Annotated in this window: 30 protein-coding genes; 9 read left to right on the top strand and 21 right to left on the bottom strand. The window is 68.7% G+C overall.

All coding sequences use genetic code 11. From position 1 onward, the window contains the following. Positions 1-37 precede the first annotated feature (37 nt). From ACLBKU_RS16940 to ACLBKU_RS16885, 12 genes are read right to left on the bottom strand one after another with little or no spacing between them, the layout of a single operon-like run. Positions 38-295, bottom strand: coding sequence for a hypothetical protein (locus ACLBKU_RS16940; RefSeq protein ID WP_410180745.1), 258 nt, complete (start codon positions 293-295; stop codon positions 38-40). Next, positions 292-714 (bottom strand): hypothetical protein, encoded by a 423-nt coding sequence (locus ACLBKU_RS16935; RefSeq protein ID WP_410180744.1) that lies wholly within the window; start codon positions 712-714, stop codon positions 292-294. The genes ACLBKU_RS16940 and ACLBKU_RS16935 overlap by 4 nt, the downstream gene beginning before the upstream one ends. 3 nt (positions 715-717) lie before the next feature. After that, positions 718-969, bottom strand: coding sequence for a hypothetical protein (locus tag ACLBKU_RS16930; RefSeq protein WP_410180743.1), 252 nt, complete (start codon positions 967-969; stop codon positions 718-720). Then, positions 969-1,397 (bottom strand): hypothetical protein, encoded by a 429-nt coding sequence (locus ACLBKU_RS16925; protein WP_410180742.1) that lies wholly within the window; start codon positions 1,395-1,397, stop codon positions 969-971. Before ACLBKU_RS16925 ends, ACLBKU_RS16930 begins: the two co-directional genes overlap by 1 nt. After that, positions 1,397-1,678, bottom strand: a complete 282-nt coding sequence (locus ACLBKU_RS16920) for a hypothetical protein (RefSeq protein WP_410180741.1) — start codon at positions 1,676-1,678, stop codon at positions 1,397-1,399. The genes ACLBKU_RS16925 and ACLBKU_RS16920 overlap by 1 nt, the downstream gene beginning before the upstream one ends. Beyond that, positions 1,675-1,812 (bottom strand): hypothetical protein, encoded by a 138-nt coding sequence (locus ACLBKU_RS16915; protein ID WP_410180740.1) that lies wholly within the window; start codon positions 1,810-1,812, stop codon positions 1,675-1,677. The genes ACLBKU_RS16920 and ACLBKU_RS16915 overlap by 4 nt, the downstream gene beginning before the upstream one ends. Further along, positions 1,806-1,940 (bottom strand): hypothetical protein, encoded by a 135-nt coding sequence (locus ACLBKU_RS16910; protein ID WP_410180572.1) that lies wholly within the window; start codon positions 1,938-1,940, stop codon positions 1,806-1,808. Before ACLBKU_RS16910 ends, ACLBKU_RS16915 begins: the two co-directional genes overlap by 7 nt. Further along, positions 1,940-2,635, bottom strand: coding sequence for a hypothetical protein (locus tag ACLBKU_RS16905; protein ID WP_410180739.1), 696 nt, complete (start codon positions 2,633-2,635; stop codon positions 1,940-1,942). The genes ACLBKU_RS16910 and ACLBKU_RS16905 overlap by 1 nt, the downstream gene beginning before the upstream one ends. After that, a complete protein-coding gene (locus ACLBKU_RS16900; protein ID WP_410180738.1) occupies positions 2,625-2,816 on the bottom strand; it encodes a hypothetical protein in 192 nt (63 codons plus the stop codon). Before ACLBKU_RS16900 ends, ACLBKU_RS16905 begins: the two co-directional genes overlap by 11 nt. After that, on the bottom strand, positions 2,813-3,820 hold the full coding sequence (locus ACLBKU_RS16895; RefSeq protein WP_410180737.1) for a hypothetical protein: 1,008 nt from the start codon (positions 3,818-3,820) through the stop codon (positions 2,813-2,815). Before ACLBKU_RS16895 ends, ACLBKU_RS16900 begins: the two co-directional genes overlap by 4 nt. Beyond that, complete coding sequence (locus ACLBKU_RS16890; protein WP_410180736.1) at positions 3,817-4,272, bottom strand: hypothetical protein; 456 nt, start codon at positions 4,270-4,272, stop codon at positions 3,817-3,819. Before ACLBKU_RS16890 ends, ACLBKU_RS16895 begins: the two co-directional genes overlap by 4 nt. Then, positions 4,269-4,520 (bottom strand): transposase, encoded by a 252-nt coding sequence (locus ACLBKU_RS16885; protein ID WP_410180735.1) that lies wholly within the window; start codon positions 4,518-4,520, stop codon positions 4,269-4,271. Before ACLBKU_RS16885 ends, ACLBKU_RS16890 begins: the two co-directional genes overlap by 4 nt. Positions 4,521-4,627: 107 nt before the next feature. Between ACLBKU_RS16885 and ACLBKU_RS16880 the strand changes: the two genes are divergently transcribed. From ACLBKU_RS16880 to era, 3 genes are all read left to right on the top strand, one after another. Beyond that, the gene (locus ACLBKU_RS16880; RefSeq protein ID WP_410180734.1) at positions 4,628-5,269 is read left to right on the top strand and encodes a S24 family peptidase; all 642 of its coding nucleotides are present in this window, start codon (positions 4,628-4,630) and stop codon (positions 5,267-5,269) included. Further along, complete coding sequence (locus tag ACLBKU_RS16875) at positions 5,266-5,802, top strand: hypothetical protein (protein ID WP_410180733.1); 537 nt, start codon at positions 5,266-5,268, stop codon at positions 5,800-5,802. Before ACLBKU_RS16880 ends, ACLBKU_RS16875 begins: the two co-directional genes overlap by 4 nt. Positions 5,803-6,366: 564 nt before the next feature. Further along, a complete protein-coding gene (gene era, locus ACLBKU_RS16870; protein WP_410180732.1) occupies positions 6,367-7,293 on the top strand; it encodes a GTPase Era in 927 nt (308 codons plus the stop codon). A 61-nt stretch (positions 7,294-7,354) separates the two neighbouring features. Here era and ACLBKU_RS16865 read toward each other — a convergent pair whose 3' ends face one another. Beyond that, positions 7,355-7,666, bottom strand: a complete 312-nt coding sequence (locus tag ACLBKU_RS16865) for a GIY-YIG nuclease family protein (protein ID WP_410180731.1) — start codon at positions 7,664-7,666, stop codon at positions 7,355-7,357. A gap of 244 nt (positions 7,667-7,910) precedes the next feature. Between ACLBKU_RS16865 and ACLBKU_RS16860 the strand changes: the two genes are divergently transcribed. After that, positions 7,911-9,302: an alginate export family protein gene (locus ACLBKU_RS16860; RefSeq protein ID WP_410180730.1), complete on the top strand. Its 1,392-nt coding sequence runs from the start codon at positions 7,911-7,913 to the stop codon at positions 9,300-9,302. 15 nt (positions 9,303-9,317) lie between these two features. Here ACLBKU_RS16860 and ACLBKU_RS16855 read toward each other — a convergent pair whose 3' ends face one another. The 3 genes from ACLBKU_RS16855 to topA all read right to left on the bottom strand — a co-directional run bounded on the left by ACLBKU_RS16855 (position 9,318) and on the right by topA (position 12,926). Beyond that, positions 9,318-9,950: a PleD family two-component system response regulator gene (locus ACLBKU_RS16855; protein ID WP_410180729.1), complete on the bottom strand. Its 633-nt coding sequence runs from the start codon at positions 9,948-9,950 to the stop codon at positions 9,318-9,320. Position 9,951: 1 nt separating this feature from the next. Then, positions 9,952-10,251, bottom strand: coding sequence for a hypothetical protein (locus tag ACLBKU_RS16850; RefSeq protein WP_410180728.1), 300 nt, complete (start codon positions 10,249-10,251; stop codon positions 9,952-9,954). Between the two features lie 101 nt (positions 10,252-10,352). After that, the gene (gene topA / locus ACLBKU_RS16845; RefSeq protein WP_410180727.1) at positions 10,353-12,926 is read right to left on the bottom strand and encodes a type I DNA topoisomerase; all 2,574 of its coding nucleotides are present in this window, start codon (positions 12,924-12,926) and stop codon (positions 10,353-10,355) included. A 168-nt stretch (positions 12,927-13,094) separates the two neighbouring features. Between topA and ACLBKU_RS16840 the strand changes: the two genes are divergently transcribed. After that, positions 13,095-13,517, top strand: coding sequence for a hypothetical protein (locus tag ACLBKU_RS16840; protein WP_410180726.1), 423 nt, complete (start codon positions 13,095-13,097; stop codon positions 13,515-13,517). Between the two features lie 158 nt (positions 13,518-13,675). Continuing rightward, the gene (locus ACLBKU_RS16835; protein ID WP_410180725.1) at positions 13,676-14,251 is read left to right on the top strand and encodes a superoxide dismutase family protein; all 576 of its coding nucleotides are present in this window, start codon (positions 13,676-13,678) and stop codon (positions 14,249-14,251) included. A 3-nt stretch (positions 14,252-14,254) separates the two neighbouring features. Here the strand turns inward: ACLBKU_RS16835 and dprA are convergent, their stop codons facing one another. Together dprA and plsY are read right to left on the bottom strand one after the other, a co-directional pair. Beyond that, complete coding sequence (gene dprA, locus ACLBKU_RS16830) at positions 14,255-15,388, bottom strand: DNA-processing protein DprA (RefSeq protein ID WP_410180724.1); 1,134 nt, start codon at positions 15,386-15,388, stop codon at positions 14,255-14,257. Positions 15,389-15,404: 16 nt separating this feature from the next. Next, positions 15,405-15,992, bottom strand: coding sequence for a glycerol-3-phosphate 1-O-acyltransferase PlsY (gene plsY / locus ACLBKU_RS16825; RefSeq protein ID WP_410180723.1), 588 nt, complete (start codon positions 15,990-15,992; stop codon positions 15,405-15,407). Positions 15,993-16,103: 111 nt separating this feature from the next. Here plsY and murI point away from each other — a divergent pair, with 111 nt between their 5' ends. From murI to ACLBKU_RS16810, 3 genes are all read left to right on the top strand, one after another. After that, the gene (gene murI, locus ACLBKU_RS16820; RefSeq protein ID WP_410180722.1) at positions 16,104-16,898 is read left to right on the top strand and encodes a glutamate racemase; all 795 of its coding nucleotides are present in this window, start codon (positions 16,104-16,106) and stop codon (positions 16,896-16,898) included. 181 nt (positions 16,899-17,079) lie between these two features. Then, positions 17,080-18,300, top strand: coding sequence for a 5-aminolevulinate synthase (gene hemA, locus ACLBKU_RS16815; protein ID WP_410180721.1), 1,221 nt, complete (start codon positions 17,080-17,082; stop codon positions 18,298-18,300). Between the two features lie 78 nt (positions 18,301-18,378). Continuing rightward, a complete protein-coding gene (locus ACLBKU_RS16810; protein WP_410180720.1) occupies positions 18,379-19,074 on the top strand; it encodes a nitroreductase in 696 nt (231 codons plus the stop codon). Here the strand turns inward: ACLBKU_RS16810 and ACLBKU_RS16805 are convergent. The 3 genes from ACLBKU_RS16805 to gltB all read right to left on the bottom strand — a co-directional run bounded on the left by ACLBKU_RS16805 (position 19,071) and on the right by gltB (position 26,087). Further along, complete coding sequence (locus tag ACLBKU_RS16805) at positions 19,071-19,799, bottom strand: hypothetical protein (RefSeq protein ID WP_410180719.1); 729 nt, start codon at positions 19,797-19,799, stop codon at positions 19,071-19,073. The genes ACLBKU_RS16810 and ACLBKU_RS16805 overlap by 4 nt on opposite strands. A gap of 74 nt (positions 19,800-19,873) precedes the next feature. Continuing rightward, positions 19,874-21,310: a glutamate synthase subunit beta gene (locus tag ACLBKU_RS16800; protein WP_410180718.1), complete on the bottom strand. Its 1,437-nt coding sequence runs from the start codon at positions 21,308-21,310 to the stop codon at positions 19,874-19,876. Between the two features lie 136 nt (positions 21,311-21,446). Beyond that, entirely contained in the window at positions 21,447-26,087 is a 4,641-nt protein-coding gene (gene gltB, locus ACLBKU_RS16795) for a glutamate synthase large subunit (protein ID WP_410180717.1), read from the bottom strand. Positions 26,088-26,221 lie beyond the last annotated feature (134 nt).

Raw genomic sequence — 26,221 nt, 5'->3', positions numbered from 1 at the left:
TGCGATGCAGCAGTTGATCCGGGGGTAGGAAGGCCGCTTAGGCATCGGCCCTCCTGACCCTGATGGTCGGCAGCTTCGTGGACGAGCTGGTGACGTAGCCGCCCGCGTTGATGTTGACCTGGCACCGCGTCCCATCGGGATAGGTCGCCACGATCCGGCGCAGCTTGCCGCGCCGGTCGTAGTAGCCCACCACCTTGGGCTCGCCGTCGGGCGCGCAGATGAAGTGCTCCGCCAGCTCGGCGATAGCGCCGGGCGACGGGGTCACTTCGACCTTGGTGAGGGGGCCGAGGCTCATCGCGGCCACTCCCAGCGGACGCAGACGCCTTCGAACAGGAACTGGGACCCGAGGTGTGCGTGCGCCTTCAGCCAGAACTCGCCCATTCGGCGCAGCGCCGAGTATTCGGCGTCGGCCACAAAGCCATCGCGTTGAGCGAAGGCTTCCATCTCAGGCTCGCACAAGACGATCCCGTCGAGCGTCATCGCCGCGATCCGGCGACGCGCCGAGGCATCGACGGCGATCCGGATTTCCCACAGCCTGATGCAGACCGGATCGTCGTCGACGATCTTGCGGCAGTGCTTGGTGCGCATCCCGGTGTAGAGCTGGATCAGCTCGCCCGGGCGCGCGTGACGGCGACGGTTCGCGCGCACCGTCTGGAGCTTGGTGCGCGCAACGATTGGGGCGATAAACTGGGGGGCGAAGGAGTAGGCGACCATCGCTCAATTCCTCATCATCCAGCCCGCCTCGAAGTCCTCGAAGCGCGGCGAAGTCGGCTGTTCGAGGGTCAGGCCCAGCGGCGGCAGGGCCGAGCGCAGGCCGCGGCGGGCCATCTTCGCACGGTGCCGCTCGCGCGCCTCGACCGCCTTCATCCGCGCTTCGGCCTCGATCGGCGTGACGCCGAGCTCGATCGCCAGCAGGAAGACCTTGCGGTGGTGGCGGTAGTACTCGGCCTTGCTGGCGAAACGCGGCATCACGCATCTCCTTCCCGGCTGCCCACGTCGAAGAGCATCACCTTGCGGACCAGCAGGCCGAACCCGCCGACCGCGCAGCCCATGCCCGGCTCCCTCCCGATCCACCCGACCAGCCCCATCGCGCGCAGCACCGGCGTGCTGGCGCAGTCGGCCACCCGCCACGTGCCCGCGTAGGGCTGCTTGCTGCTGATCCACGCCTGGCGGAGCACCTCGGCGGCTTCCGGATCGGCAGTCTCGAGCGCGGCGGCGACGTCGCGCGGGTCGGGCAAGCCGACGACCATCGCTTTCATCGCGTCGCGCCGCGCCAGCTCGAGCTCGCGGTTGGTGACCTTGCCCGGCCCCTCAGTCATGACGCGGCGCAGCTCGGCCTCACTACGCACGGCAGCGTCGAGCTCGTTCCACTCGTTATGCGGAGCCTGGTAGGCCATCAGTCCTGACCTCCGACGCGGACGAAATGGAGCGGTTCGCCGTCCGGCGCGCGCGGGATGGCGATCGGCGCCAGCACCTGGAGCTTCCGATCGCGCGATCGCATCGCACGGCGCAGCTTGCCGTCGATGACGAGCGATCGGACAACATACTCGGCCGTCGCCTCGCTGCCGGCGAACTGGCCGTCCGCCAGCTCGGCGGTCGACGGCGCACGACCGTGCTTCATCTCGAAGCCGGTGATGAAGCGCAGGGCATCGGCCTTCTGCTCGGCGACCACGCTCATCGCACCGGCCTCCGCCCTTGCTCGGCGAGGATCTGCTGACGCTGCTGGATACGGCAGATCGCCGGCAGCCGATCAAGCCCGGCCTCCTTCATCTCGCGCGCGATCGCTTCCTCGGAGGGCACCCGGGTCACCACGGCCGCGCTCCCGTGAGCACAGTGATGATCGTCCCGACCCACCAAATCAGCCCGGGTGCGCAGATCGCAACGAGCGCCAGCGCCAGCACGATCTCGACCAGCAGGCCCTTCCACTCACGCTTGGGCATCAAAGGACCTCCTCGAGCGATAGGATTTCGGAATTGCGGTGGAGGGGCGGCAGCCAGAGCGTCCGGGTCTGGCCCGGCGCGGTCGGGCGCTTCACGTCCCAGATGATCCAGCAGTAATCGGTCATCCCGCCGCTGAAGGCGCGCCTGCCCATCGCGGCGATCATGTCGCCTGGGGGCATTGAGGGGCGCTGACACAGGTGCAGCACGGCCTGCGGCGGGTGATCGGTGAAGAGCTGGTACCGCGCCTGACTGGCGAGCCACTTGCTCGGCATCAGGATCGCGACGCGGCGCGAGGACAGGGTCAGCGCATGGCGCGCAAACGCCTCTGCGATGCCCTTCACATAGCTGTAAGGCGGGTTGCAGACGATGCTGCAAGGCGCGGGCGCTGCGGTCTGCCCGAGGAAGTCGGCCGAACGGAACGCCGGCTGCACCAGCCCCTCGAAATCGCCGGGGAAGTTGGCCCAGGCGAAGTTGTCGACGAGGTCGGAGCCGAAGGTCGGGAAGCCGAGCTCCCACGCTGCCTGCAGAGTGTTGCCCATGCCGCAGCACGGGTCCCAGATCGCGAGGCCTTCCTCCCGCTCGAGCGCAAACTCGTCGAGCGCGAGCGCCAACTGACGCGCACACCAAATCTCGTCGACGTACCAGTCGAGCGGGTGACGCTTGGCGTGCTTGCCGGAGGAGATTTCAGCGCGCATCGCCGAGGCCCTCCTTCTCCCGGAAGGCGCGGAGGTCGCGGGCAACCTTCGCTGGCGTCTTGCCGAAGAGGTCCGCCACGAGCGCCGCGGCGACCGACAGGTACTCGTCGTCGCCGTAGAGCCACCCGCAATCGTCATTGAGGCCCAGCCAGGCGATGGCTCGTGGATAGCTCGCCCTCATTCCCCCAGCTCCTCGTTGAGCCGGTCGCGCAGTGCCCGCTTTTGCCCTTCGGTCAGCAGCGCAGCGAACTTGGGCAGGAACTGCGAGCGCTCGGCGGTACCGAGCCGATCCCACGCGCTCTCGATCGCGTTGTAGTGCTTCTCGTAAGCGACCGGGGTGACCTTGGCGGTGAACTCGGCAGCGCCCGCAGCGATCTTCGCGTCCTCGACGCCGATCTCGTGATCGGCGAGCAGCGCCTCGATCACTCGACGACGCACCGCCTCGCTCTTGAGTCGGGTCAGCTCCTTCAGCTGGCTCCCGTTCTCGCCCACCACCGGGTGCTTAGCGAGCTGCTCGGCGAGGTCAGGGAACGGCTCGATAACAAGCCGGTAGAGCGCCAGATCATTGTGGATCGTGCGCCTGGACATGCCCAGCGCCTCGCCCACCGATTCCTCCCAGCTGTATGCTTGTGCAATCTTTGCACAAGCATCCTCGGTCTCGTCCCGAAGGGCAGCTTCAGCACCCTCCTCGCCGTGCCGGACACGGTCCCATCGAGCCTTCGCGCCGCGCTGATATTGGTCGAGATCGCCATGGGCACGCGCGATCCGCTCCTGCGCGGCCGTGACCAGCGCAGCGGTGAACTTCGCACGCTCGATCGGACCAAGCGGGCGCCGGTGCAGGTTCTCGGACGCCTCTAGCGTGGCGAGGTCCTCCGCTTTCCCCTTCACTTCGTCGGCGATGACAGTGATGCCTTCCAGCCGCGCTCCAACGAGGCGGTGCATCCCGGCGACCAGCTGCCACGGCCTGCGCCCCTCGGTGAGGCAGACCTCGACCGACTTGCTCCGGTTGATGCGTGTGACGAGGATCGGGGTGTGCTGCCCATCGACCTTCATGAGACGGCCGATCGCGGCAGCCTTGTCCTCGTGCAGAAACCCGATCCTCTCAGGGATCGCGATGTGCCCCGGATCGAGTTCAAGTCCGCGCTCGCCGCGCTGCAGACTTGCCATCTTCGCAGGGCCGCTCACCGGGCGCCTCCCGCATCAGCCTCGCGCGGAGTTTTTTCCGCGCCCCGACATAGCGATTGGCTCGCGGCGATCGACCCGGCAGCATCCGGCGCAGGCATGAAGGAGAAGACGCCGTGACAGACATCGCCAGCCAGCAGATCGAGGAACTCAAGGACCGCATCTGCGCCCTCGAGCAGCTCACGCTCGCGCATGCGCTTGCCGTCGCGATCGAAGACCCCGACCTTTCCGAGATCGCGCTCGCAACCGCCGATAGTCAGGTCGAGCCGCTGATCCGCTCCGGCCGGGGCCGCGCCGCGATCTGGCTGCGAGACTACATCGAGATGCTCAAGAGCGCGCGCGATTGATGCGTTCGCGGCCCGCAACTTGTCCCGCAGCTTCAGCCGGCGAACAGCCGTCATCGCCGCATCCGCATCGGCGAAGCCGGCATCGGGAAGATCGTGCAGCGTCATCATGCCGCCACCGCCTTCTTCCCGCGCCGCGCGAGCCGCTGCGCGTCTTCGGCGTCGATCTTCGCGAGTTCCCGATAGAGCGCCTCGACCGAATGCAGGTTTGCGCCGACCGGGTCAGGGTTCCGGGGCGTCTTGCGCCACTTGAAGAACGTGTCGGGAGAGATGCCCGCGCGGCGGCAGAGCTCGGCGATGGATATACGCGAGGCTTTCGCCCGCCGCTCGATATCCCTGACGATCGATTGCTGTTCCATGGCCGACGCAATAACGTAAGTTTTTACGCTATGCAACGAACATATTTCCGCGTTCATTTACGCGAGGCGCTTGGTAGCGTCGGCGCATGTCAGGGCTAGAGGAGGACATGGCGCTGATCCGCGCGCTCGTGGATTACGCAGGGGTGTCGTCAGCCCAGGTGGCGCAAAAGGCGAAGGTTAATCCTCGAACGATCCAGAGGATGAAGAACGGCAATGCCGAGGCCCGCCTCAGCCAAGGCACCCTGGAAAAACTGGCAGAGGCCTACCCGAAGTTTCCCGGTTGGACGCGCGCGGGCGCCGCTGCGCTTGCCGGCCTTGCTCGACCTGCACCTGAGATGGTCGAGATTGCCGCGATCGACCTGAACTTCGGTCTGGGCGCTGCCTTCATGGACAGCGAGATCGTCGAGCATCAGGTCGATACCATGCTCTTCCCCCGCGAGTGGCTCCGCTCCATCACGCGCAGCCCGCCCGAGGAGCTCTACTGGGCGAGGGGCATCGGAAACTCGATGGAGCCCACAATCGGCGACGGCGACGTAATCCTGATTGACCGCTCGGCAGTCGGCTCGAGCTTCGGTGACGTCTACTGGGCGATCGCCTACGGGCAGACTGGCATGATCAAGCGCCTGCGCCCCATGCCCGACGGCAGCGTGAAGATCTTGAGCGACAACCCCAATGTCCCGCCCGAGATTGCGCATGATGGCGAGCTTCATGTATTCGGCCGCGTGATCGCGGTGGTGAGAAGAATATGAAGCACGCAGCTTTTCTGGTCATCGGTGCACTGGTGCTCGCCAGTTGCGACGCGGCGCCGAGCGAACCTCAGGACGTCGAACCTGCTACGGCTGAATCTGCAGCTGGGCAGGGCAGATCGACCTTCGCTGCAAGTGAGTATGACCCGTCTTCCGCGCTCCGCGGGGTTGATCCGCAGTGGTCTGAAGAACCTCTTTCGAAGCGCTCCGTCGCAACGCCGAGCCTTGGCCTCCTGCGGGTGAACCATACCTGGCGGAACACAAGCCTCGCCGTCGATTTCGCTGATGCTGGCGGCGTCTACATGATCCAGCTGCGCTCCGGTTTACCGGGCAGGTGCAATAGCGGCCCGGACCTCGCGCGGGCCTTCGATAAATTCGCGCAAGATCTCGGCTTCGGAACCGGCGCCGCACAGATAAGGCCGAAGTTGGTTCAAGCTTGGGCCTCGAAAGATCAGTGGGCTGAAGCGGAAATGGGCAAGGTCATGGTCCGCGCCACCGGTGGCTGCCCTCGCGCGCTCGTCCTAAAAGCCCTCTGAAAAACGCGCCCAGTTCCGCGCCTGCCAATCCAGCCGCAGTCCACGACTGCTGCCCCAAAAGCTAAGGATTTTCAACGGGTGCCCAGTTCTGGGCAATCTTCACGAACTGGGACACTGGATGTCCCAGTTCGGAGACCGATGACGAGGGTCTAAGATGCCTTTAAGAGACTTCTCAGAGCCTCATGAACCGCAGAATTCCGCCGTTGAGACGGTCGCGTCTCAAGATCGGCGCCGAAGCGTCAGCCGCAGCTCGCGGGTCCGTTTCAGCCAATAAACGGGCCCGCACTCTAGACACTCACGCCGAGCGCCGATTTTTTGAGACACCCAGCCGCAATCGCAGTTTTCAGCCGTTTTCGTCCCACGTTGTCCCGGGAGATGCCACGAAATCCCGGCGAGCCGTCACTCTAGTCCCTTGTGTCCACTAACACGGGGTCTGGAACCCCTCTCACCCATCCTTGATTCCGTCTGTCCTGAGCTTGTCGAAGGACTGCACTTTCTTCCTCTGCCAGCCCGAAAGAAAGACAGCCCTTCGACAAGCTCAGGGCGAACGGATATTGGAAGCTGATGACCGAAACCACCACTCCATCAACCCGCTGCGGCGTCGTCGCGGTGCTCGGCGCGCCCAATGCCGGCAAGTCGACCCTCGTCAACCAGCTCGTCGGCCAGAAGGTCGCGATCACCAGCGCCAAGGCCCAGACCACCCGCGCACGGATGCTCGGCATCGCGCTGCACGACCTCGCCGACGGCGCCCCCGTGCAGATGATCCTCGTCGACACCCCCGGCATCTTCGCCCCGCGCCGTCGGCTCGACCGCGCGATGGTCAACGCCGCCTGGGAGGGCGCCGAGAGCGCCGATGCCGTCCTCCTCCTCGTCGACCCCATCAAGCAGCGCCGCCACGAGCTGGAGCCGTTGCTGGAAACGCTCGCCACCCGCCCCGAGCGCAAGATCCTCGTCCTCAACAAGGTCGACCGCGCCAAGAAGGAGCCGCTCCTCGCCCTCGCCCAGGAACTCACCGGCAAGGTCGCCTTCGAGGAGGTGTTCTTCGTCTCCGCCCTCACCGGCGAGGGCGTGCCCGAGATGAAGGAGACCCTCGCCCGCGCCATGCCCGAGGGGCCGTGGATGTATCCCGAGGACCAGGTCTCCGACGCCTCCGAACGCCTGCTCGCCGCCGAGATCACCCGCGAGCAGCTCTACCAGCAGCTCCACGAGGAGCTCCCCTACGACAGCGCGGTGCGCCCCGAGAAATACGAGGTGCGCCCCGACGGCTCGGTCGAGATCCACCAGCAGATCGTCGTCACCCGCGACAACCAGCGCGCGATCGTGCTCGGCAAGGGCGGCGCGCGGATCAAGGCGATCGGCGAGGCGGCGAGGAAGGAACTCGCCGAGGTACTGGGGGTGAAGGTCCACCTGTTCCTCCACGTGAAGGTCTCGGAGAACTGGGCCGAGGACCGGGAGATTTTTGAAGAGATCGGGCTGGACTGGGTGCGGTGATGGGGTACGGGGCGCCGTGGGTGAAACTTCCACGTCGCCCCGTGCTTGACACGGGGCTTGGCTACTTCTGCGGCGGATCGGCAGCGAACCACCGATCCCACAGATCCTCCCAATCGGGATTGCCCGCCTCGATCAGCGCGAACTTCCATTCGCGGCGCCATTTCTTCACGAGCTTCTCGCGGGCGATCGCGGCTTCGATGGTCGCGTGGTGCTCGACATAAACGAGCCGCCGCTTGCCGAAATCGCGCACGTGCCGCGAGCCTACGCCTTCGCGGTGCTGGTGGACGCGGCGGATCGCATCGGCGGTGACGCCGACATAGGTGCCGCCGCGATAGCGGTTCGCCATGATGTAGAGCCAGCCGCCCTTCTCCATCGGACGGGTATCGCGCGAAGGCCGCCGAAAAGAAAGCCAAGCCCCGTGTCAAGCACGGGGCGACGATGGTTTGCGCGTATATCCCGATCCACCACCCCCCGCATCCCGCTTGACCCTCGCCGCCGCCGCGCTATTGCCGGGCGCACGGGGTCGAGCAGCCTCCCGTTCAAGCGCGTCCAAGCGCTCAAGTGTTGCCTCGTCGGGCCGCGTTGTGCGGCCCCGTTTTGTGCGAGGTGAATTGGACGTGCATTCCGGGATTCTTGAACGCCTGTCGTCCTGCGGCCGCGCCGCGCTTGTGCTGGGGGCCGCGCTTCACGCCGCCGCGCCCGCCCATGCCGAGGACCCGCCGCCGCGGCCGCCCAAGGACGAGGCGCTCGAGCTCTCCGGGCAGGTGCGCTCGCGGCTCGAGGTGATCGACGGGCAGGCGCGCGCGGGGTTCAACAGCAGCGACGAGGTCGTCTCCTTCCGCACCATTCTCACCGCCGACTACCACATCGATCCGCAAGTCCACGTCGTCGCCGAGCTGTGGGACAGCCGCGCCTACGGCGGCAATCGCGGCACGCCGATCTCGACGGGCGAGGTCAACACCCTCGAGCCCGCGCAGGCTTTTCTCGGGGTGTCGCTGCCGGGCGCCTTGGGCAAGGGCACCAAGCTCGACTTGCAGGCGGGGCGCTTCCTCCTCGCGCTCGGCTCGCGGCGGCTGGTGGCGGCGGACGACTACCGCAACACCACCAACAGCTCGACAGGCCTGCGCGCCGACCTCGCGGCGCCGGGGGGATGGAAGGCGACGCTCGTCTACGTCCTGCCGCAGCAGCGCCTGCCCGATGATCGCGACGGGCTGCTCGACAACGGCGTCGCGCTCGACCGCGAGAGCTTCGACGTGGTGCTGTGGGGCGGGCTGGTGACGCGCGCCAACACGCTGGCGGGCGCGATGGCGGAGGTCGGCTTCCTCCACTTCGGCGAGCGCGATGCGCCGGGCCGCCCGACCCGCGACCGCTCGCTCGACACGCTCTCGGCGCGGCTGATCCGCGACCCCAAGCCGGACGCGTGGGACTTCGAGCTCGAGGGGATCGTCCAGCGCGGCACGATCTCCACGAGCCTCGCCGCTAACGCCGCGACGCAGGACGTGCGCGCGTGGTTCGTCCACGGCGACGTCGGCTACACCTTCGCCGGCGGTTGGAAGCCGCGTCTCGCGCTCGAATATGACCACGCGACCGGCGACCGGCCGGGCGGGGGCTATGGCCGCTTCGACCCGATCTTAGGGATGCGCCGCGCGGACCTTGCGCCCGGCGCGCTCTACAACGCGATCCTGCGCTCGAACTTCATCAGCCCCGGCGTGCGGCTCGAGGCGGTGCCGAGCGCGAAGAGCGACCTGATGGTGAGCGCGCGGTCCTTCTGGCTTGCCGCGCGCGAGGATGCCTTCTCCTCGACGGGCGTGCGCGACGCGACCGGGCGTTCGGGGAGCTTCGCGGGGCACCAGCTCGACACGCGGCTGCGCTACGCGGTGACGCCCAAGCTGCGGCTCGAGGCGGACGCGGTGCTGCTCGCCAAGGGGCGGTTCCTGCGCGAGGCGCCCAATGCGCCGCCGGGGCGCTGGACGCGCTACGTCTCGTTCAACGTGACGGTGCTGTTCTGACGGGTGTGGGACGGCTTACGCGCGCCCGAGCTTTTCGAGCTTGGCGCGCAGCGCGGCCTCGTCGAAGGGCTTGACGATGTAGTCGTCGGCGCCCGCGGCGATGCCGTCGTGGATGTCCCTGGCCTCGCCGTTCGAGGTGCAGAACACCACCACCGGCTCGCGCGGCGTGGGGATCGCGCGCAGCTTGCTGACGAACTCGATGCCGTCCATCTCGGGCATGTTCCAGTCGGTGAGGACGAGGTCGGGCATCGCCTGCTTGCAGCGGGCGAGCGCCTCGTGGCCGTCCTGCGCCTCGACCGGCTGGTAGCCGAGGCTGGTCGCGATCTTGGCGGCGACCTTGCGGATCACCCGGCTGTCGTCGACGATCAGGCAGGTCTTGGCGGCAGCGGCGGGCGCCTCGTGCCCGGCATAGCGGTCGCGCATCGCCTTGGCGGCGGCGACGATCGCGGCGGTGTCGTCGGGCTCGGCCGAGGCGTCGGCAGAGGCGGGCTTCGGCGGCGCGCCCGAGGTCGCGGCGCGCGCGGCCTCGGCCTCGGCGGCGAGCAGCTTCTCGTTCTCGGCGAGCTTCTGCGCGAGGGTCTTGCCGTCGTTCGCGCCCGCGCCCGCGCGGCGGTGCGGCCCGGTGTGGCGCTTGATGAGGTTCTGCATCTCAGCGCCCTCCCATCGCGGCGTAGCTCTGGCGGTAGGCCTCGGCGGCGAAGTCGTCGGCATAGGGATCGGCCGCCTCGGGGGCGCCGATCACCTCGCCGGGGGTCACGCGCACGTGGAGGTAGGGCATCCACACGTCGCCGAACTCGGCCTTCTGATACCACACGTCGAGGACGTCGTAGCTCGCCCACATCCCGTCGGGCTCGCGCAGGCGCAGGCCTTCGCCGATGCGCGGCACCGCGGCGAAGCGGATGCGGGTCTGGGTCTGGTGGGTCTCGTTCTGGACTTCGATTTCTATCACGACGGCAAGCCCTTGTTCCGGGCTGCGACGATAGGGGGCAAATGCTTTATGTTTGGTCAACGCGGCGGCGGGCGGGAGCGGCGTTTCGGGCCGCCCCGGCCTCACTTCGTCGCAGCGGATGCCTTGGCCTTGGCCGGAGCCTTCTTCTTGGCAGGCGCCTTCTTGGCAGCGGCCTTCTTGGGCGCGGCCTTCTTCTTGGCCTTGCCCTTGGCCGGGCCCTTGGCCGCGCGCGCGTCGATGAGCGCGATGGCGGCTTCGAGGGTCACCTCCTCCGGCTTCGCGTCGCGCGGGATCGTGGCGTTGGTGGTGCCGTCGGTGACATAGGGCCCGAAGCGGCCCGGCATGACCTTGATCTCGCCCCCGCTGACCGGGTGCGCGCCGAGGGTGGCGATCGGCTCCGACTTCCCGCGCGCCCCGCCGCCCCGGTTCGCCGCCTCGGCAAGGATCGCGACCGCGCGGTTCATGCCCACCTCGAAGACCTCGCGGGTGCTTGCGAGCTTCCCGTACTTGCCGTCATGCCTGAGATAGGGCCCGTAACGCCCGATATTCGCCTCGATCTCGAGCCCGGTATCGGGATGCGCGCCGACGATCCGGGGGAGGTCAAGAAGCTTCACCGCCCAGTCGAGGTCGAAGTCGTCGAGGTCCTTCGGAATCGAGGCGCGCTTCGCCTCCTTGCCCTCGCCCATCTGGACATAGGGGCCGAAGCGGCCGGTCTTGCGGTGGATGTCCTCGCCGGTCTCGGGATGCTGGCCGATCACGCCGTCCTCGGCGCCGCCCTCGCCTTCGCCCCCCGGCTGGGCGAAGCGGCGGGTGTATTTGCACTCCGGATAGTTGTTGCACGCGACGAAGGCCCCGAAGCGCCCGCCCCTCAGCGAGAGCCTGCCCCCGGAGCGGCCCTCAGCGGCACAGAGCGGGCAGGCGCGCGGGTCGCTGCCGTCCTCGCGCGGCGGGAAGAGGAAGTCCGAGAGGTAGTCGTCGAGCGCCTCGGTCACTTCCGAGGGCATCTTCTCCATCACCTCGTCGGCCTTGGGCTTGAAGTCGCGCCAGAAGCGCGCCAGCAGCGCCTTGTAGTCCTCGCGCCCGTCGGAGACGACGTCGAGCTCGTCCTCCATCCCGGCGGTGAAGTCGTAGGCGACATAGGTCGGGAAGAAGCGTTCGAGGAAGGCGGTCAGCAGCCGCCCCGATTCCTCGGCGAAGAAGCGGTTCTTCTCCATCCGCACATAGGCGCGGTCGCGCAGGGTCTGGATGGTCGAGGCATAGGTGGAGGGGCGGCCGATGCCGAGCTCCTCGAGCCGCTTGACCAGCGAGGCCTCCGAGAAGCGCGGCGGCGGCTGGGTGAAGTGCTGGGTCGCCTCGACGGAGCGCTTGGCTGGCTGGTCGCCCGCCTTCATCTGCGGGAGGAGCCCGCCGTCCTCGTCCTCGGAATCGTCGAGGCCTTCCTGATAGACCGCGAGGAAGCCCGGGAACTTCACCACCTGGCCGGTGGCGCGCAGCTCATGGCTCCCGGTCGCATCGCGCAGGGTGACGGTGGTGCGCTCGAGCTGCGCGGTCGCCATCTGGCTCGCCATCGCGCGCTTGAAGATGAGGTCGTAGAGCCGCGCCTCGTCCGCGCTCCCGGCGCGCTCGCGGGTGAAGTCGGTGGGCCGGATCGCCTCGTGGGCCTCCTGCGCATTCTTCGCCTTGGTGCTGTAGAAGCGCGGCTTTTCCGGCAGGTAGGCGCTGTCGTAGCGCGCGGCGATCGCATCGCGCAGCGCGTGAATCGCGCCCGGGTCCATCTGCACGCCGTCGGTCCGCATATAGGTGATCGCGCCCGCCTCGTAGAGGCTCTGGGCGAGGCGCATCGTGTGCTGCGCGGAAAAGCCCAGCTTTCTTGCGGCCTCCTGCTGAAGCGTCGACGTCGTGAAGGGCGGCGCGGGGTTGCGCTTGACCGGCTTGGTCTCGACACCCTCGACGGTGAAGCGCCCCGCCTCGACCGCCGCCTTCGCCTCCATCGCGATTCCCGCATTGCCGAGGCTGAGGCGCTCGAGCTTCACGCCCTTGAACTTGACGAGCCGCGCGTCGAACTCGGTCCCGTCGTGCTGCATCCGCGCGACGACACTCCAGTATTCCTCCGCCCGGAACGCCTCGATCTCGCGCTCGCGCTCGACGATGAGGCGCAGCGCCACGGACTGCACGCGGCCCGCGCTCTTGGCGCCGGGGAGCTTCCTCCACAGCACCGGCGAGAGGGTGAAGCCGAACAGGTAGTCCAAGGCGCGACGCGCGAGGTAGGCGTCGATCAGCGGCTGATCCAATTCGCGCGGGCGCGCCATCGCCTCGGTCACGGCGGTCTTGGTGATCGCGTTGAAGGTCACCCGGTCGACCGCCTTGGGCAGCGCCTTCCTCTTCGCCAGCAGCTCCTGCACGTGCCAGCTGATCGCCTCGCCCTCGCGGTCGGGGTCGGTGGCGAGCACGAGGCGGTCGGCCTTCTTCGCCGCGTCGGCGATCTCCTTGAAGCGGCTCTGCTTGTCGCGGTAGAGCTCCCACTCCATCGCGAAACCCGCATCCGGGTCGACGCTCCCGTCCTTCGGCGGCAGGTCGCGGACATGGCCGTAGGAGGCGAGGACCTTGTAGTCCTTGCCCAGATACTTCTCGATGGTTTTGGCCTTGGCGGGGGATTCGACGATGACGAGCTGCATGGGCTTTGGAGAGGCGGTCCTTACGTGTGTGTACGCGCGAGGGTGGCAAGCGGCGGCGCCGGAAGTCAACCGCCGACTGCTTGCCGCCCCGCCGCGGTTCTGCAACAGTGGGATGCGATGGATCGCACGGGGCCCGGCTCGCGGGTCCGGCAAGGGGGGAATGGAACAATGAAGAAGCTCACTCTCGCAACGCTCGCCGCGCTCGCGGTCCCGGCACTTGGCGTGTCCTATGGTGCGACCGCGCAGACCCAGGCGCAGATCGCCGCCGTCTGCCCCAAGGGCGATGTCACCCGCGTGCGGCTCTCGAAGATCAAGCCGGGCGCGACGATGGCCCAGTACGAGGAGGCCGTCGCGGCGCACAAGGCGTGGTACAAGGCCAAGGGCTACAAGCTCGTCCTCACCCAGGCCCCGGTGCTGGTGTGGAAGGACGGCGCCCCGAGCGTCGCGCCCGACCAGATCATGTCCTTCGCGAGCGGCGACAGCGTGCCGCGCGACAAGCAGGACGCCGGCTGGGCCGAGTTCGTCGCCAAGTACCGCGCGGCGAGCGAGCTCGCCGTCGAACAGGTGGTTTGCATGCCGAAGCACGGCTGACCCGCTGGCGCGGGACGTGCGTTCGGGATAGCGGTGTTTCGAAAGCCCGCGCGGCCGCCGGGGGGCAGGTTCGCCCTGCCCCCCGGCCCGCCCGGACATGGAACAAAGCCCGGTCTCCCGCGGTTTCGTGGGGACTGCACGAAAGGAACCCTGCCGCGATGACCCGCCTGCCCGCCGCCTTCCGCTCCGCCCGCGCCGCGTGCCTCACGGGCGCCGCGCTCGCCGCCTGCGCGCTCACCCCGCCGCTCGCCGCCGATGACGCCGTCGCCGAGCCTGGCCCGGTCGTCGCCGCGATGAAGACCGCCGAGGGCAAGGAGGTCGGCACCATCACCTTCGTCCAGACCGAGCACGGGGTGGTGGTGAGCGTCAAGGTCAGGGACCTCTCGCCCGGCAAGCACGGGCTCCACATCCACGCGGTCGGCGCCTGCACGCCCGACTTCAACGCGGCCGGCGGGCACTTCAACCCGGCCGGCAGCGAGCACGGCTTCCACGCGCCGGGCGGCTATCATGCGGGCGACCTCCCCAATCTCGAGGTCGCCGCCGACGGCACCGCTGAGGCCGAGTTCTTCGTGCCGCAGCTGACCATCGCCGGGCCGGTGAGCGACAAGCTCCCCTACACGCTCTCCGACGCGGACGGCTCGGCGATGATGATCCACGCCGCGACCGACGACTACCGGACAATGGCCTCGAGCGGCGGGCGGCTCGCCTGCGGGGTGATCGTGCCGAAGCAGTAGGGCCTAGGCGCGCCTGACGGTCCCGTCGGCCTCGCGCACCAGCTCGCCCGCAAGCTCGATCTCGAGCAGCGCCATGTGCACCTCGGCAGCCGCCGCGCCCGACTGGCGGATCAGCTCGTCGATCGCGACCGGCGCGTTGGTGAGCAGGCTCGCGATGTCGTGCGAGAGGTCGGCGCGCGCCTCGCCCCAGTCGAGCTTCGCGAGTTCGGCATTGTCGAAGTTCGCGAGGCCCTCCGCGACGCGGAAGCGCGAGCGGGCCTCGCCGGTGAAGCTCTGGAGCAGTTCGATCACTTCCTCGGGGCTCTGCACCAGCACCGCGCCCTCGCGGATCAGCTGGTTGCACCCCGCCGCGCGCGGATCGAGCGGGGAGCCGGGGATCGCCATCACCTCGCGCCCCGCCTCGCCCGCGAGCCGCGCGGTGATGAGGCTGCCCGATTGCGGCGCGGCCTCGACGACGAGAGTGCCGCTCGCGAGCCCGGCGATGATGCGGTTCCTCGAGGGGAAATGCCGCCCGCGCGGCTCGGTGCCGGGGGGCTGTTCGGCGATCAGCAGGCCCTCGGTCGCGATCCGCTCCTGGAGTTCGGCGTGCTGCGGCGGGTAGGCGATGTCCATGCCGCTGGCGATCACGCCGATGGTCTGCGGCATGGCCCCCTCGTGCGCCGCGCCGTCGATGCCCCGCGCGAGGCCGGAGACGACGGTGAACCCCGCCTCGGCGAGCGCGGCGGCGAAGTCGCGCGCGAGCTTGACCGCCGCCGCGCTGGCATTGCGTGCGCCGACGAGCGCGACGCAGGGCTCGCTGGCGAGCGGCAGGCGGCCGCGGCAGGTGAGGATCGGCGGGGCGCTCGGCGTCTCGGCGAGGAGCGCGGGGTAATCGGGCTGGTCGTGGAACAGGTAGCGCGCCCCGGCCTTGCGGACGGCGGCGGCCTCGCGCTCGATGCTCTCGGGCCTCGCGGGGCGGTAGGGGCTCCGCCCGCGCGCGGCGAGGTCGGGGAGCGCATCGAGCGCTGCTCCCGCACTGCCGAAGCGGGCGAGCAGCTGGCGGAAGCTGATGGGACCGATATTGGGCGAGCGCAGCAGGCGGATGCGCGCGAAGGCCTCTGCTTGCGAGAGCGTCGGCTGCGACCCCGTGCCCTCCATCAGCGGCGCGTCCCTGTCATGCCTTGCCCGAGGAACCGACCCGCGGCTCCTCCCCCCGCATCAGCCGCCCGATATTGGCGCGGTGCTGGACGATGACGATCGCGGCGATGGCGAGAAGCGGGGCGATCACCTCGGGGTAGCCGAGCCCCCAGGCGACCAGCGGCGCGGCGACGACGCTCACCAGCGAGGAGACCGAGGAAATGCGGCTGAGGAACAAAGTGATGCCCCAGATCGCCGCGCAAGCGAGCATCGCCGGCCAGGCCAGCGCGCCCAGCGCGCCCGCGGCGCTCGCAAAGCCCTTGCCGCCCTTGAAGGCGAGCCACGGGGTGAAGCAGTGCCCCGCCACTGCGGCGACCGCGGCGACCCCTTCGGTGCCGGGCCAGAACGCCTTGGCGACCAGCACCGGGATCACGGCCTTCGCCGCATCGAGCAGCACGGTTGCCGCCGCGAGGCCCTTGTTGCCGGTGCGCAGCACGTTGGTCGCCCCGATCGAGCCCGAGCCGATCTTGCGCACATCCCCCAGCCCCGCCGCGCGGGTGAGGATCAGGCCGAAGGGGATCGAGCCCAGGGCAAAGCCCAGCAAGGCGGCGAACACCGAATCCAAAGCAACCCTCCGTTCGTGCTGAGCTTGTCGAAGCACTGCACTTCTACTAGCGCAACCAGAGTAGAGAAAGACAGCCCTTCGACAAGCTCAGGGCGAACGGAAGTTGTTCGCATGAACGCCGATGCCCCCATCCTGCTGTTCGATTCCGGCGTCGGCGGGCTCACGGTCTACGACGCCCTGCGCGAAGTGCTGCCCGAGGCCCCGGTGATCTACGCCGCCGACCTTGCGGGGCTGCCCTACGGAAGCAAGACCGAGGCGCAGATCGCCGCGCGGGTGGCAGGGCTGCTCGGGCGGATGGCCGAACGCTGGCAGCCGCGGCTCGCCTGCATCGCCTGCAACACCGCCTCGACGATCGCGCTGGGCATGGTGCGCGACGTTCTGGAGATCCCGGTGGTCGGCACCGTCCCCGCGATCAAGCCCGCCGCGGCGCTGACGCGGACCGGCACGATAGGCCTCGTCGGCACCGAGGCGACGATCCGGCAGAAATATGTCGACGACCTCGAGGAGCAGTTCGCGGCCGGCAAGCGCCTGCTCAGGGTCGCCGCTCCCGGCCTTGTCGGCGCGGCGGAGGCGAAGTTGCGCGGCCAGCCCTTCGATCCGGCGCTGATCGCCGAGGTGCATGACCGCCTCGCGCGGCTGGCCGAGGGCGAGCGGATCGACACGCTGGTGCTCGCCTGCACCCACTTCCCGCTGCTCGCCGACGAGCTGCGCGCCGCCTTCGGGGCCGAGGTGGCACAAGTCGACGGGGCGCAAGGCATCGCACGGCGGATCGTCCACCTGCTCGAGGGGCAGGACTTCGCCGCGCCCCGCCCCAACCGCTTCGTCGTCACCGGGCCGCTATCGGCCGCCACGGGGCTCGAGGGGGCCCTCGCCGCACGCGGCTTCGGGGCGGCCGAGACCTTCTGATCCGCGCGCGCGCTCTGCGAGCCGCTCGCAAAGATCGCTGTGGCAAATCTCTCGGCGCCCCCTTAAATATCCGCCGAAACCATCCGCCCTCGTGCGCGTTGAGGCCGGACAACGGGAACACCGCGAAGTGCCGCGCCGACCCCCGCGCACATGGGGGCGACGCGAGATCAGCGAGGGCTGAGTGAACTACGACCAGATCTTCGATTCCGCGATCGACCGTCTGCACGAGGAAGGCCGCTACCGCGTCTTCATCGACATCATGCGCAACAAGGGCGCCTACCCCAACGCGCGCTGCTTCCACGGGCACAACGGCCCCAAGCCGATCACGGTGTGGTGCTCGAACGACTACCTATGCATGGGCCAGCACGACAAGGTGATCGGCGCGATGGAGGCCGCGCTACACGACGTCGGCGCAGGCTCGGGCGGCACGCGCAACATCGGCGGCAACACGCACCTCCATGTCGAGCTCGAGGCCGAACTCGCCGATCTTCACGGCAAGGATGCCGCGCTGCTGTTCACGAGCGGCTACGTCTCGAACGACGCGACCCTCTCGACCCTCGCCAAGCTGCTGCCGGGCTGCGTGATCTTCTCCGACGAATTGAACCACGCCAGCATGATCGCCGGCATCCGCAATTCGGGCTGCGAGAAGAAGGTGTGGCGCCACAATGACGTCGCGCACCTCGAGGAGCTGCTGGCGAGCGTTCCCGTCGACACGCCCAAGCTGATCGCCTTCGAGTCTGTCTATTCGATGGACGGCGACGTCGCCCCGATCCACGCGATCTGCGACCTCGCCGAGAAGTACAACGCGCTCACCTATATCGACGAGGTCCACGCGGTCGGCATGTACGGCGCGCGCGGCGGCGGGATCTCGGAGCGCGACGGCGCGGCGCACCGCATCGACATCATCGAAGGCACGCTGGGCAAGGCCTTCGGGGTCATGGGCGGCTACATCGCCGCTTCGGCCAAGGTGGTGGACTGCATCCGCTCCTACGCGCCGGGGTTCATCTTCACGACCTCGCTCTCGCCGGTGCTGGTCGCGGGCGTGCTCGCCTCGGTTCGGCACCTCAAGGAGAGCTCCGTGGAGCGCAATGCCCAGCAGCGCGCCGCCGCGATGCTCAAGCTGAAGTTCGCCGAGGCGGGGCTGCCGGTGATGGACAGCGTCACCCACATCGTCCCCCTGATGGTCGGCGACCCGGTGCGTGCGAAGAAGATCAGCGACATCCTCCTCGCCGAATACGGCGTCTACGTGCAGCCGATCAACTTCCCCACCGTCCCCCGCGGCACCGAGCGCCTGCGCTTCACCCCGGGCCCGCAGCATACCGACGCGATGATGGACGAGCTCACCGCGGCGCTGGTCGAAATCTGGGACCGGCTGGAACTGGGGCTCGCCGAGGCGGCCTGACCCGCGCTGCCGTAGCGTCCTTTGAGCCCCGCCTGGGGTGCGCTAGCACTCTCCCCGGAAGAGATTCGGGAGAGAGCAATGGGCGGCACGCCTGACCAGACCTATGCCGAGGTGGTGCTCGGGCGGCGGAGCATCCGGGGTTACCTCCAGAAACCCGTGCCCCGCGCGCTGATCGAGGAGATCCTCGCCATGGCAATGCGCTCTCCCTCGTCGATGAACACCCAGCCCTGGCACTTCCACGTCATCACCGGCGAGCCCCTCGACCGCATCCGCCGCGGCAACACCGAAAACATCCTCGCCGGCGTCCCCGACAGCCGCGAGTTCCGCCGCGGCGAGGCTTTCGCCGGGGTTCACCGCGAGCGGCAGGTCGAGGTCGCCAAGCAGCTCTTCGGCGCGATGGGCATCGCCCGCGACGACGCCGCCGCTCGGCAGGACTGGGTGCTGCGCGGCTTTCGCCAGTTCGATGCGCCGGTCTGCGTGATCGTCACCTACGACCGCGAACTCACGGGCTCCGACGACACCGCCTTCGATTGCGGCGCGGTGACGACCGCGCTGGTCAACGCGGCGTGGTCGAAGGGGCTCGGCTGCGTCATCAACTCGCAAGGCATCATGCAGTCGCCGGTGGTGCGCGAGCACGCGGGCATCCCTGAGACACAAGTCATCATGAAGGCCGTGGCGATGGGCTGGCCCGACCCCGACTTCCCCGCCAACGCCGTCGTCTCGCTGCGCCGTAGCGTCGACGAGGCGGCGCGCTTCGTCGGTTTTCCCGACTAGCGCGCGCTCGCCAGCTCGGCGACCAGCGCGGCGTTGAAGGCGGCGCAGGCGGCGGCGAGCGGGACATTGTCGGGCACCCTCCAGGCATCCTCGATCGCCATCATCCCGCCGACCGCCGAGCGTCCGGCGTCGAAGGGGGTCAGCAGGGCCACCCGCGTGCTGTCGGCGAGCGTGACGCCGCGGCACAAGGAGGCGAAGGCGAACAGCGGCTGGGGCGCGATCAGCAGGGCATCGAGCGACCGCGCCGCGCCAGCGAGGTTCGCGAAGGGATTGGTGGGGTGCAGCTGCGGGGTCTCCATGTCGCGCAGCAGCGGGGCAGCAGCAGCGCCCAGGCTCACCCATCGCCGTCCCGACCCTTGCGTCCCGGCGGCGCGATTGCCGGGGACGAGGCGCGTCCCGCCCCGGCGCAGCGCGCGCGCCAGCTCTGCCCGCTCGAGCGGCGGTCGGCCCGCTGCCGCGAGCCGGCGGACGAGGTCGGCATGGGCCTCCTCGACGAGGTCGCGCATCGCCTTGCCCGCAAGGCCCCGCGGCGCACCGAGGAACGTGAGACGGTAGGAGGCGACCCCGATCGCGCGCGCGTGAAGCTGGTGAGGGGCAAAGCCGGTGAAGCGGATCACCGCGGCATCGGCCTCGATCCCGCGCAGCGCGCCGGCGAGCGCCAGCGCCGCCCCGCCGGCGGCGAGGGCACCCACCGCGCCGCGTCGCGAGAACCCGGTGCCGCTCATCCCGCTCCTCCTCCTGATGCCTTGCTCAGCGAGCCCGGCACGCGCTGTCAATCGCGACGGCGCGATCCGGTAGATCAGCGCGGGAGTTCGGAGGCCCCCATCAGCGCCTCGTCGACCGCGCGCGCGGCCTGGCGGCCCTCGCGGATCGCCCAGACGACGAGGCTCTGCCCGCGCCGCATGTCGCCGCAGGCGAACACGCCCGGGACGCTGGTCGCATAGCCGCTGGTGTCCGCGGCGACATTGCCGCGCGCGTCGAGCTCCACGCCCGCCTGTTCGAGCAGCCCCGCCTTGCGCGGCCCGACGAAGCCCATCGCGAGGAGGATGAGGTCCGCCTTTATGACGAACTCGCTGCCTTCGATCTCGCGCATCTGACGGTCCTGCCACTCGACGCGCACGCATTCGAGGCCGGTGACGGTCTCGCCGTCGCCGAGCACGCGCTTCGCCAGCACCGCCCAGTCGCGGATCGCGCCTTCCTGGTGCGAGGACGAGGTGCGCAGCTTCATCGGCCAGTCGGGCCAGGTCAGCGCCTTGTCTTCCTTCTCGGGGGGCTTGGGCATGATCTCGAGCTGGGTGACGCTCAATGCGCCCTGCCGGTTCGAGGTGCCCACGCAGTCGCTGCCGGTGTCGCCGCCGCCGAGGACGACGACGTGCTTGCCGGTGGCGACGAGGCTGCCGCGCGGGGCGGCGCGCAGCTCGTCATCGCCCGCGACGCGCTTGTTCTGCTGGGTGAGGAATTCCATCGCGAGCCGCACGCCGGGCATCTCGGCGCCGGGGATCGCCAGCGCCCGCGCATCCTCCGCCCCGCCCGCGAGCACCACCGCGTCGAAGTTCTCCTGCAGGGACTTGAAGGAGATGTCGACGCCGACCTCCTTCGAGGTTTTGAACGTCACCCCCTCGGCCTCCATCTGCACGCAGCGGCGGTTGATGAGGTGCTTCTCCATCTTGAAGTCGGGGATGCCGTAGCGAAGGAGCCCACCGACGCGGTCGGCCTTCTCGAACACCGTCACCGAGTGCCCGGCGCGCGCCAGCTGCTGCGCGGCGGCAAGGCCCGCGGGGCCCGAGCCGACGATCGCCACCGACTTGCCGGTCTTCCTCGCGGGGACCTGCGGCGTGATCCAGCCTTCCTTCCACCCGCGGTCGACGATCGCGCATTCGATCGACTTGATGGTCACCGGCTGGTCGATGATGTTGAGCGTGCACGCCGCCTCGCAGGGCGCGGGGCAGATGCGGCCGGTGAACTCGGGGAAGTTGTTGGTCGAGTGGAGGTTTTCGAGCGCGCGCTTCCAGTCCGCCTCGTAGACGAGGTGGTTCCAGTCCGGGATCATGTTGTTCACCGGACAGCCGTTGTGGCAGTAGGGGATGCCGCAGTTCATGCAGCGCGAGGCCTGCCCCGTCAGCGTCGCATCGTCCGGCTGGACGACGAACTCGCGGTAGTTCTTCAGGCGCTCCTTGGGATCGAGATAGTCCCGCTCGCGGCGGTCCAGCTCGAGAAATCCGGTTTCCTTGCCCACGTGTCGTTACCTCGTTTCACTTCGTCATTGCGAGGAGCCGCAGGCGACGCGGCAATCCATGATCGTTGCTCGGTGTCCGTGCCTTCGGTCCATGGATTGCTTCGCCTTCAGCTCGCAATGACGAGACAATATCAATCTACTCCGCCGCGACGCTCTCCGCCTCGTGGCGTTCCGCTTCGAGCTTCTTCAGCGCCGCCGCATAGTCGCGCGGCATCACCTTGACGAACTTGCCCAGCGCCGCGTCCCAGTCCGCCAGCAACTCGCCGGCACGCTTGCTGCCGGTGTGGAGCTGGTGCCGCTCGACGAGGATGCGCAGGCGCTCGGCATCGTGGCGCAGCATGTCGCCCATGCCGAAATCGTGCACCGAGCGCGGCCGCTGCGACGGGCGGCCCGTCCCCTCGTCCGCATCCGGCTCGCCCGCAATCGGCAGCAGGTCGACCTGCGCCGGGTTGACGAGGTCCTGGAAGCGCCCCTCGGGGTCGTAGACATAGGCGACCCCGCCGCTCATCCCGGCCGCGAAGTTGCGCCCGGTGCGCCCGAGCACGACGACCACACCGCCGGTCATGTATTCGCAGCCGTGGTCCCCGGTGCCCTCGACCACCGCGATCGCGCCCGAGTTCCGCACCGCGAAACGCTCGCCCGCGACGCCGTTGAAATAGGCCTCGCCCGCGATCGCGCCGTAGAGCACGGTGTTGCCGACGATGATGTTCTCCTGCGCCGCGCGCGGGGCCTCGGCAGGCTGGCGGACGATGATCCGGCCGCCCGAGAGGCCCTTGCCGACATAGTCGTTGGCATCGCCGACGAGGTCGAGCGTCACCCCGTGCGCGAGCCACGCGCCGAAGCTCTGCCCGGCAACCCCGGTGAGGTTGATCCGCACCGTGTCGGTCGGCAGGCCCTCGTGCCCGTGGGCCTTGGCAATCTCGCCCGACAGCATCGCGCCGACCGTGCGGTTGACGTTGCGCACCTCGTAGGCGAGCTGCACCGGCTGCTTCGTCTCGATCGCCGTGCGGCAATCGGCGATCAGCCGGTTGTCGAGCGCGCCGCCAAGGCCGTGGTCCTGCTCGGCGACGTGCCGCAGCGCCGCGCCCGCCTTGAGCGGCACCTGGTGGAGGATGCGCGAGAGGTCGATGCCGCGCGCCTTCCAGTGGCGCTCCATCCGGCGCGTGTCGAGCAGGTCCACCCGCCCGACCATCTCGGCGACGGTACGGATGCCCATCTCGGCCATGATCTGGCGGAGCTCCTCGGCGACGAAGAACATGTAGTTGACCACGTGCTCGGGCTGGCCGGTGAAGCGCGCGCGCAGCACCGGGTCCTGCGTGGCGACGCCGACGGGGCAGGTGTTGAGGTGGCACTTCCTCATCATGATGCACCCCGCCGCGATCAGCGGAGCGGTGGCGAAGCCGAACTCGTCCGCGCCCAGCAGGGCGCCGATGGCGACATCGCGGCCCGTCCTGAGCCCCCCGTCGACCTGCACCGCGATGCGGCTGCGAAGATCGTTGAGCAGCAGCGTCTGCTGGGTCTCGGCCAGCCCGATCTCCCACGGCGAGCCCGCGTGCGTCAGCGAGGTCAGCGGCGAGGCGCCCGTGCCCCCGTCATAGCCCGCGATCGTCACATGGTCCGCGCGCGCCTTGGAGACGCCCGCCGCGACCGTGCCGACCCCGACCTCGGACACCAGCTTGACCGAGATGCGCGCGGCCGGGTTCACGTTCTTGAGGTCGTGGATGAGCTGCGCGAGATCCTCGATCGAGTAGATGTCGTGGTGCGGCGGCGGGCTGATGAGGCCCACGCCCGGGGTCGAGTGCCGCACCGCGCCGATGCGCTTGTCGACCTTGTGCCCGGGCAACTGGCCGCCCTCGCCGGGCTTCGCGCCCTGCGCCATCTTGATCTGGATGTCGTCGGAATTGACGAGATATTCGGTGGTGACGCCGAAGCGGCCGCTCGCGACCTGCTTGATGCGGCTGCGCATCGAATCGCCGTTCGCCAGCGGCTTGAAGCGGAACGGCTCCTCCCCGCCCTCGCCCGTGTTCGAGCGCCCGCCGATGCGGTTCATCGCGATCGCCATCGTCGAGTGCGCCTCGTGGCTGATCGAGCCCAAGCTCATCGCGCCGGTCGAGAAGCGCTTCACGATCTCGCTCGCAGGCTCCACTTCGGAGAGCGGGATCGGCTTGTCGGCCTTCCTGAACTCGAGGAGGCCGCGGATCGTCAGCAGCCGCTCGGACTGCTCGTTGATCGACTTCGCGAATTCCTCGTAGTTCTTGGGATCATTGCCGCGCACCGCGTGCTGGAGCGCCGCCACGTTCTGAGGGGTCCAGGCGTGCTCCTCTCCGCGCAGGCGGTACTGGTAGATCCCGCCGACATCGAGCATCCCGTCATAGAGCGGGTTGTCGCCATAGGCCTGTCCATGGCGGCGCAACGCTTCTTCGGCGACCTCGGCAAGGCCGATGCCCTCGATGGTGGTGGCGGTGCCGGTGAAGTACTTCTCGACGAAGGCGCTGGACAGCCCGACCGCGTCGAAGATCTGCGCGCCGCAATAGGACTGGTAGGTCGAGATGCCCATCTTGGACATGACCTTGCGGATGCCCTTGCCCACGCCCTTGATGAAGTTCTGCTGCACCTTGGTGGCGGGCAGATCGGGATGGCGCTTGGCGCGCAGCGCCTCGATGGTCTCGAAAGCGAGATAGGGGTTGATCGCCTCCGCGCCGTAGCCTGCAAGCACGCAGAAGTGATGCACCTCGCGCGCCTCGCCGGTCTCGACGACGAGGCCGGTCTGCATCCTGAGGCCTTGGCGGACGAGGTGGTGATGCACCGCCGCGGTCGCGAGCAGCGCGGGCATGGGCACGCGCTCCTCGGACTGCCCGCGGTCGGAGAGGACGAGGATGTTGTGGTCCTGGAGCACCGCTTCCGTGGCGGCCCAGCACATTTCCTTCAGCGCCATTTCAAGGCCTTCGGCCCCGCTCTTGGCATCCCACGTGATGTCGATGGTGGCACAGCGGAACGCCCCGTCGAGCGCCTCCTCGACCGAGCGGATCTTCGCGAGATCGGCATTGGTGAGGATCGGCTGGTCGACCTCGAGCCGCTTGTGCGTCCCCGCGTCGCGCCCGAGCAGGTTCGGGCGTGGGCCGATCATGCTGGTGAGGCTCATGACGAGCTCCTCGCGGATCGGGTCGATCGGCGGGTTCGTCACCTGCGCGAAGTTCTGCTTGAAGTAATCGTAGAGCAGCCGCGCCCGGTCCGAAAGCACCGCGATCGGCGTGTCGGTGCCCATCGAGCCGATCGGATCGTCGGCGTCCAAAGCCATCGGCTCGAGGAAGCGGGTGATGTCCTCCTGCGTGTAGCCGAAGGCCTGCTGGCGCTGGAGCAGCGTGCCTTCCTCGGGCTCGATCGCCTCGATCTCCGGCACCACCTCGGTGATGTCGGCGAGCTTGTACTGCGCCTGATGCAGCCACTCGGCGTAAGGATGCGCGTTCGCGAGATCGGCCTTGAGCTCGTCATCCTCAATGATGCGGCCCTGCTCGAGGTCGATCAGCAGCATCTTGCCCGGCTGCAAGCGCCACTTGCGCACGATGTCCTCTTCGCGGAACGGCAGCACGCCGCTCTCCGAGGCGAGGCAGACGATGTCGTCCTTGGTGACGCAGAAGCGCGCCGGACGCAGCCCATTGCGGTCGAGTGTCGCGCCGATCTGGCGGCCGTCGGTGAAGCACACCGAGGCAGGGCCGTCCCACGGCTCCATCAGCGCGGCGTGATATTCGTAGAAGGCGCGCCGCTCGGGCGTCATCAACGGGTTGCCGGCCCAGGCTTCCGGGATCAGCATCATCATCGCGTGGGCGAGGCTGTACCCCCCCGCGACCAGCAGCTCGAGAGCATTGTCGAGGCAGGCCGTGTCCGATTGCCCGTGCGGGATGATCGGCCACATCTTGTCGAGGTCGGGCCCGAGCAGCTCGCTTTCCATCGTGCGGCGGCGGGCGTTCATCCAGTTGACGTTGCCGCGCACCGTGTTGATCTCGCCATTGTGGGCGATGAAACGGAACGGGTGGGCGAGGCGCCAGCTTGGGAAGGTGTTGGTCGAGAAGCGCTGGTGGACGAGCCCCAGCGCCGAGACGCAGGCGGGATCGCGCAGGTCATCGTAGAAGCTCCCGACCTGGGTCGCCAGCAGCAGGCCCTTGTAGACAAGGGTGCGGGTCGAGAAGCTCGGGATGTAGGTCTCGTTGACCTGCGGAAGACCGTGCTTTTCGGCGAGTTGCGCGAGCGGGTTCTGGACCTGCTTGCGGATCGTCAGCAGCTTGCGCTCAAAGGCGTCCTGGTCGGCGCAGTTCGCCCCGCGGCCGATCACCGCCATCTCGATCACCGGCATCGAGGCGATCACCGCCGCGCCGAGCCCGGTCGGCGTGGTCGGGACCTCGCGCCAGCCGATGAAGCGCTGGCCCTCCTTGGCGGTGAAGGCCTCCATCCGCTCCTTGACGAAGTCGCGCGCGCGCTCGTCCTGCGGCAGGAAGCACATGCCCACGGCATAGTCGCCCGGCTGCGGGAGATCGTGGCCCTCGCCTTCCGCCCAGCGGCGAATCAGCGGATCGGGAATCTGGATGAGAATCCCCGCCCCGTCGCCGAGCAGCGGATCGGCGCCGACGGCACCGCGGTGGTCGAGCTTCTCGAGGATCTCGAGCGCCTGCGCGATGATCGCATGGCTTTTCTCGCCCCGGATATGCGCAACCATGCCGACGCCGCAGGCATCGTGTTCGTTGGCGGGGTCGTAGAGACCCTGGGAGGCGGGGTAACCCATGCGTCAGTCCGATCTGTCAGATGCCGAAAGGCGCGAACCCCGAGCATGATCGCTCATGCCGGAAGAACACGCCTGGAGGCAGGTCACTCGGGCGCGATGGAATCTCCCTCGGAGGTCCGCTCTTGCCCGCTTTC

It is taken from the genome of Erythrobacter sp. NE805 (assembly GCF_046452355.1).
In the GTDB taxonomy this organism is placed as follows: domain Bacteria; phylum Pseudomonadota; class Alphaproteobacteria; order Sphingomonadales; family Sphingomonadaceae; genus Erythrobacter.
The sequence above is the reverse complement of the archived record's forward strand: the minus strand, read 5'-3'. Positions and strand labels throughout refer to the sequence as shown.

Bases quoted from the DNA above. Each gene is read 5' to 3' on its own strand.
- dprA (WP_410180724.1), bottom strand. From the start codon at position 15,388: ATGGAGGGCACGGGGTCGCAGCCGACGCTCTCGCAAGCAGAGGCCTTC.
- ACLBKU_RS16840 (WP_410180726.1), top strand. From the start codon at position 13,095: ATGAAGAAGCTCACTCTCGCAACGCTCGCCGCGCTCGCGGTCCCGGCA.
- ACLBKU_RS16920 (WP_410180741.1), bottom strand. From the start codon at position 1,678: ATGAGCGTGGTCGCCGAGCAGAAGGCCGATGCCCTGCGCTTCATCACC.
- murI (WP_410180722.1), top strand. From the start codon at position 16,104: ATGAACGCCGATGCCCCCATCCTGCTGTTCGATTCCGGCGTCGGCGGG.
- ACLBKU_RS16900 (WP_410180738.1), bottom strand. From the start codon at position 2,816: ATGAGGGCGAGCTATCCACGAGCCATCGCCTGGCTGGGCCTCAATGAC.
- ACLBKU_RS16880 (WP_410180734.1), top strand. From the start codon at position 4,628: ATGGCGCTGATCCGCGCGCTCGTGGATTACGCAGGGGTGTCGTCAGCC.
- ACLBKU_RS16930 (WP_410180743.1), bottom strand. From the start codon at position 969: ATGCCGCGTTTCGCCAGCAAGGCCGAGTACTACCGCCACCACCGCAAG.
- ACLBKU_RS16905 (WP_410180739.1), bottom strand. From the start codon at position 2,635: ATGCGCGCTGAAATCTCCTCCGGCAAGCACGCCAAGCGTCACCCGCTC.
- gltB (WP_410180717.1), bottom strand. From the start codon at position 26,087: ATGGGTTACCCCGCCTCCCAGGGTCTCTACGACCCCGCCAACGAACAC.
- ACLBKU_RS16865 (WP_410180731.1), bottom strand. From the start codon at position 7,666: ATGGAGAAGGGCGGCTGGCTCTACATCATGGCGAACCGCTATCGCGGC.
- ACLBKU_RS16885 (WP_410180735.1), bottom strand. From the start codon at position 4,520: ATGGAACAGCAATCGATCGTCAGGGATATCGAGCGGCGGGCGAAAGCC.
- ACLBKU_RS16875 (WP_410180733.1), top strand. From the start codon at position 5,266: ATGAAGCACGCAGCTTTTCTGGTCATCGGTGCACTGGTGCTCGCCAGT.
- topA (WP_410180727.1), bottom strand. From the start codon at position 12,926: ATGCAGCTCGTCATCGTCGAATCCCCCGCCAAGGCCAAAACCATCGAG.
- ACLBKU_RS16925 (WP_410180742.1), bottom strand. From the start codon at position 1,397: ATGGCCTACCAGGCTCCGCATAACGAGTGGAACGAGCTCGACGCTGCC.
- ACLBKU_RS16940 (WP_410180745.1), bottom strand. From the start codon at position 295: ATGAGCCTCGGCCCCCTCACCAAGGTCGAAGTGACCCCGTCGCCCGGC.
- ACLBKU_RS16910 (WP_410180572.1), bottom strand. From the start codon at position 1,940: ATGCCCAAGCGTGAGTGGAAGGGCCTGCTGGTCGAGATCGTGCTGGCG.
- ACLBKU_RS16835 (WP_410180725.1), top strand. From the start codon at position 13,676: ATGACCCGCCTGCCCGCCGCCTTCCGCTCCGCCCGCGCCGCGTGCCTC.
- ACLBKU_RS16890 (WP_410180736.1), bottom strand. From the start codon at position 4,272: ATGATGACGCTGCACGATCTTCCCGATGCCGGCTTCGCCGATGCGGAT.
- ACLBKU_RS16935 (WP_410180744.1), bottom strand. From the start codon at position 714: ATGGTCGCCTACTCCTTCGCCCCCCAGTTTATCGCCCCAATCGTTGCG.
- ACLBKU_RS16855 (WP_410180729.1), bottom strand. From the start codon at position 9,950: ATGCAGAACCTCATCAAGCGCCACACCGGGCCGCACCGCCGCGCGGGC.
- ACLBKU_RS16810 (WP_410180720.1), top strand. From the start codon at position 18,379: ATGGGCGGCACGCCTGACCAGACCTATGCCGAGGTGGTGCTCGGGCGG.
- ACLBKU_RS16805 (WP_410180719.1), bottom strand. From the start codon at position 19,799: ATGAGCGGCACCGGGTTCTCGCGACGCGGCGCGGTGGGTGCCCTCGCC.
- era (WP_410180732.1), top strand. From the start codon at position 6,367: ATGACCGAAACCACCACTCCATCAACCCGCTGCGGCGTCGTCGCGGTG.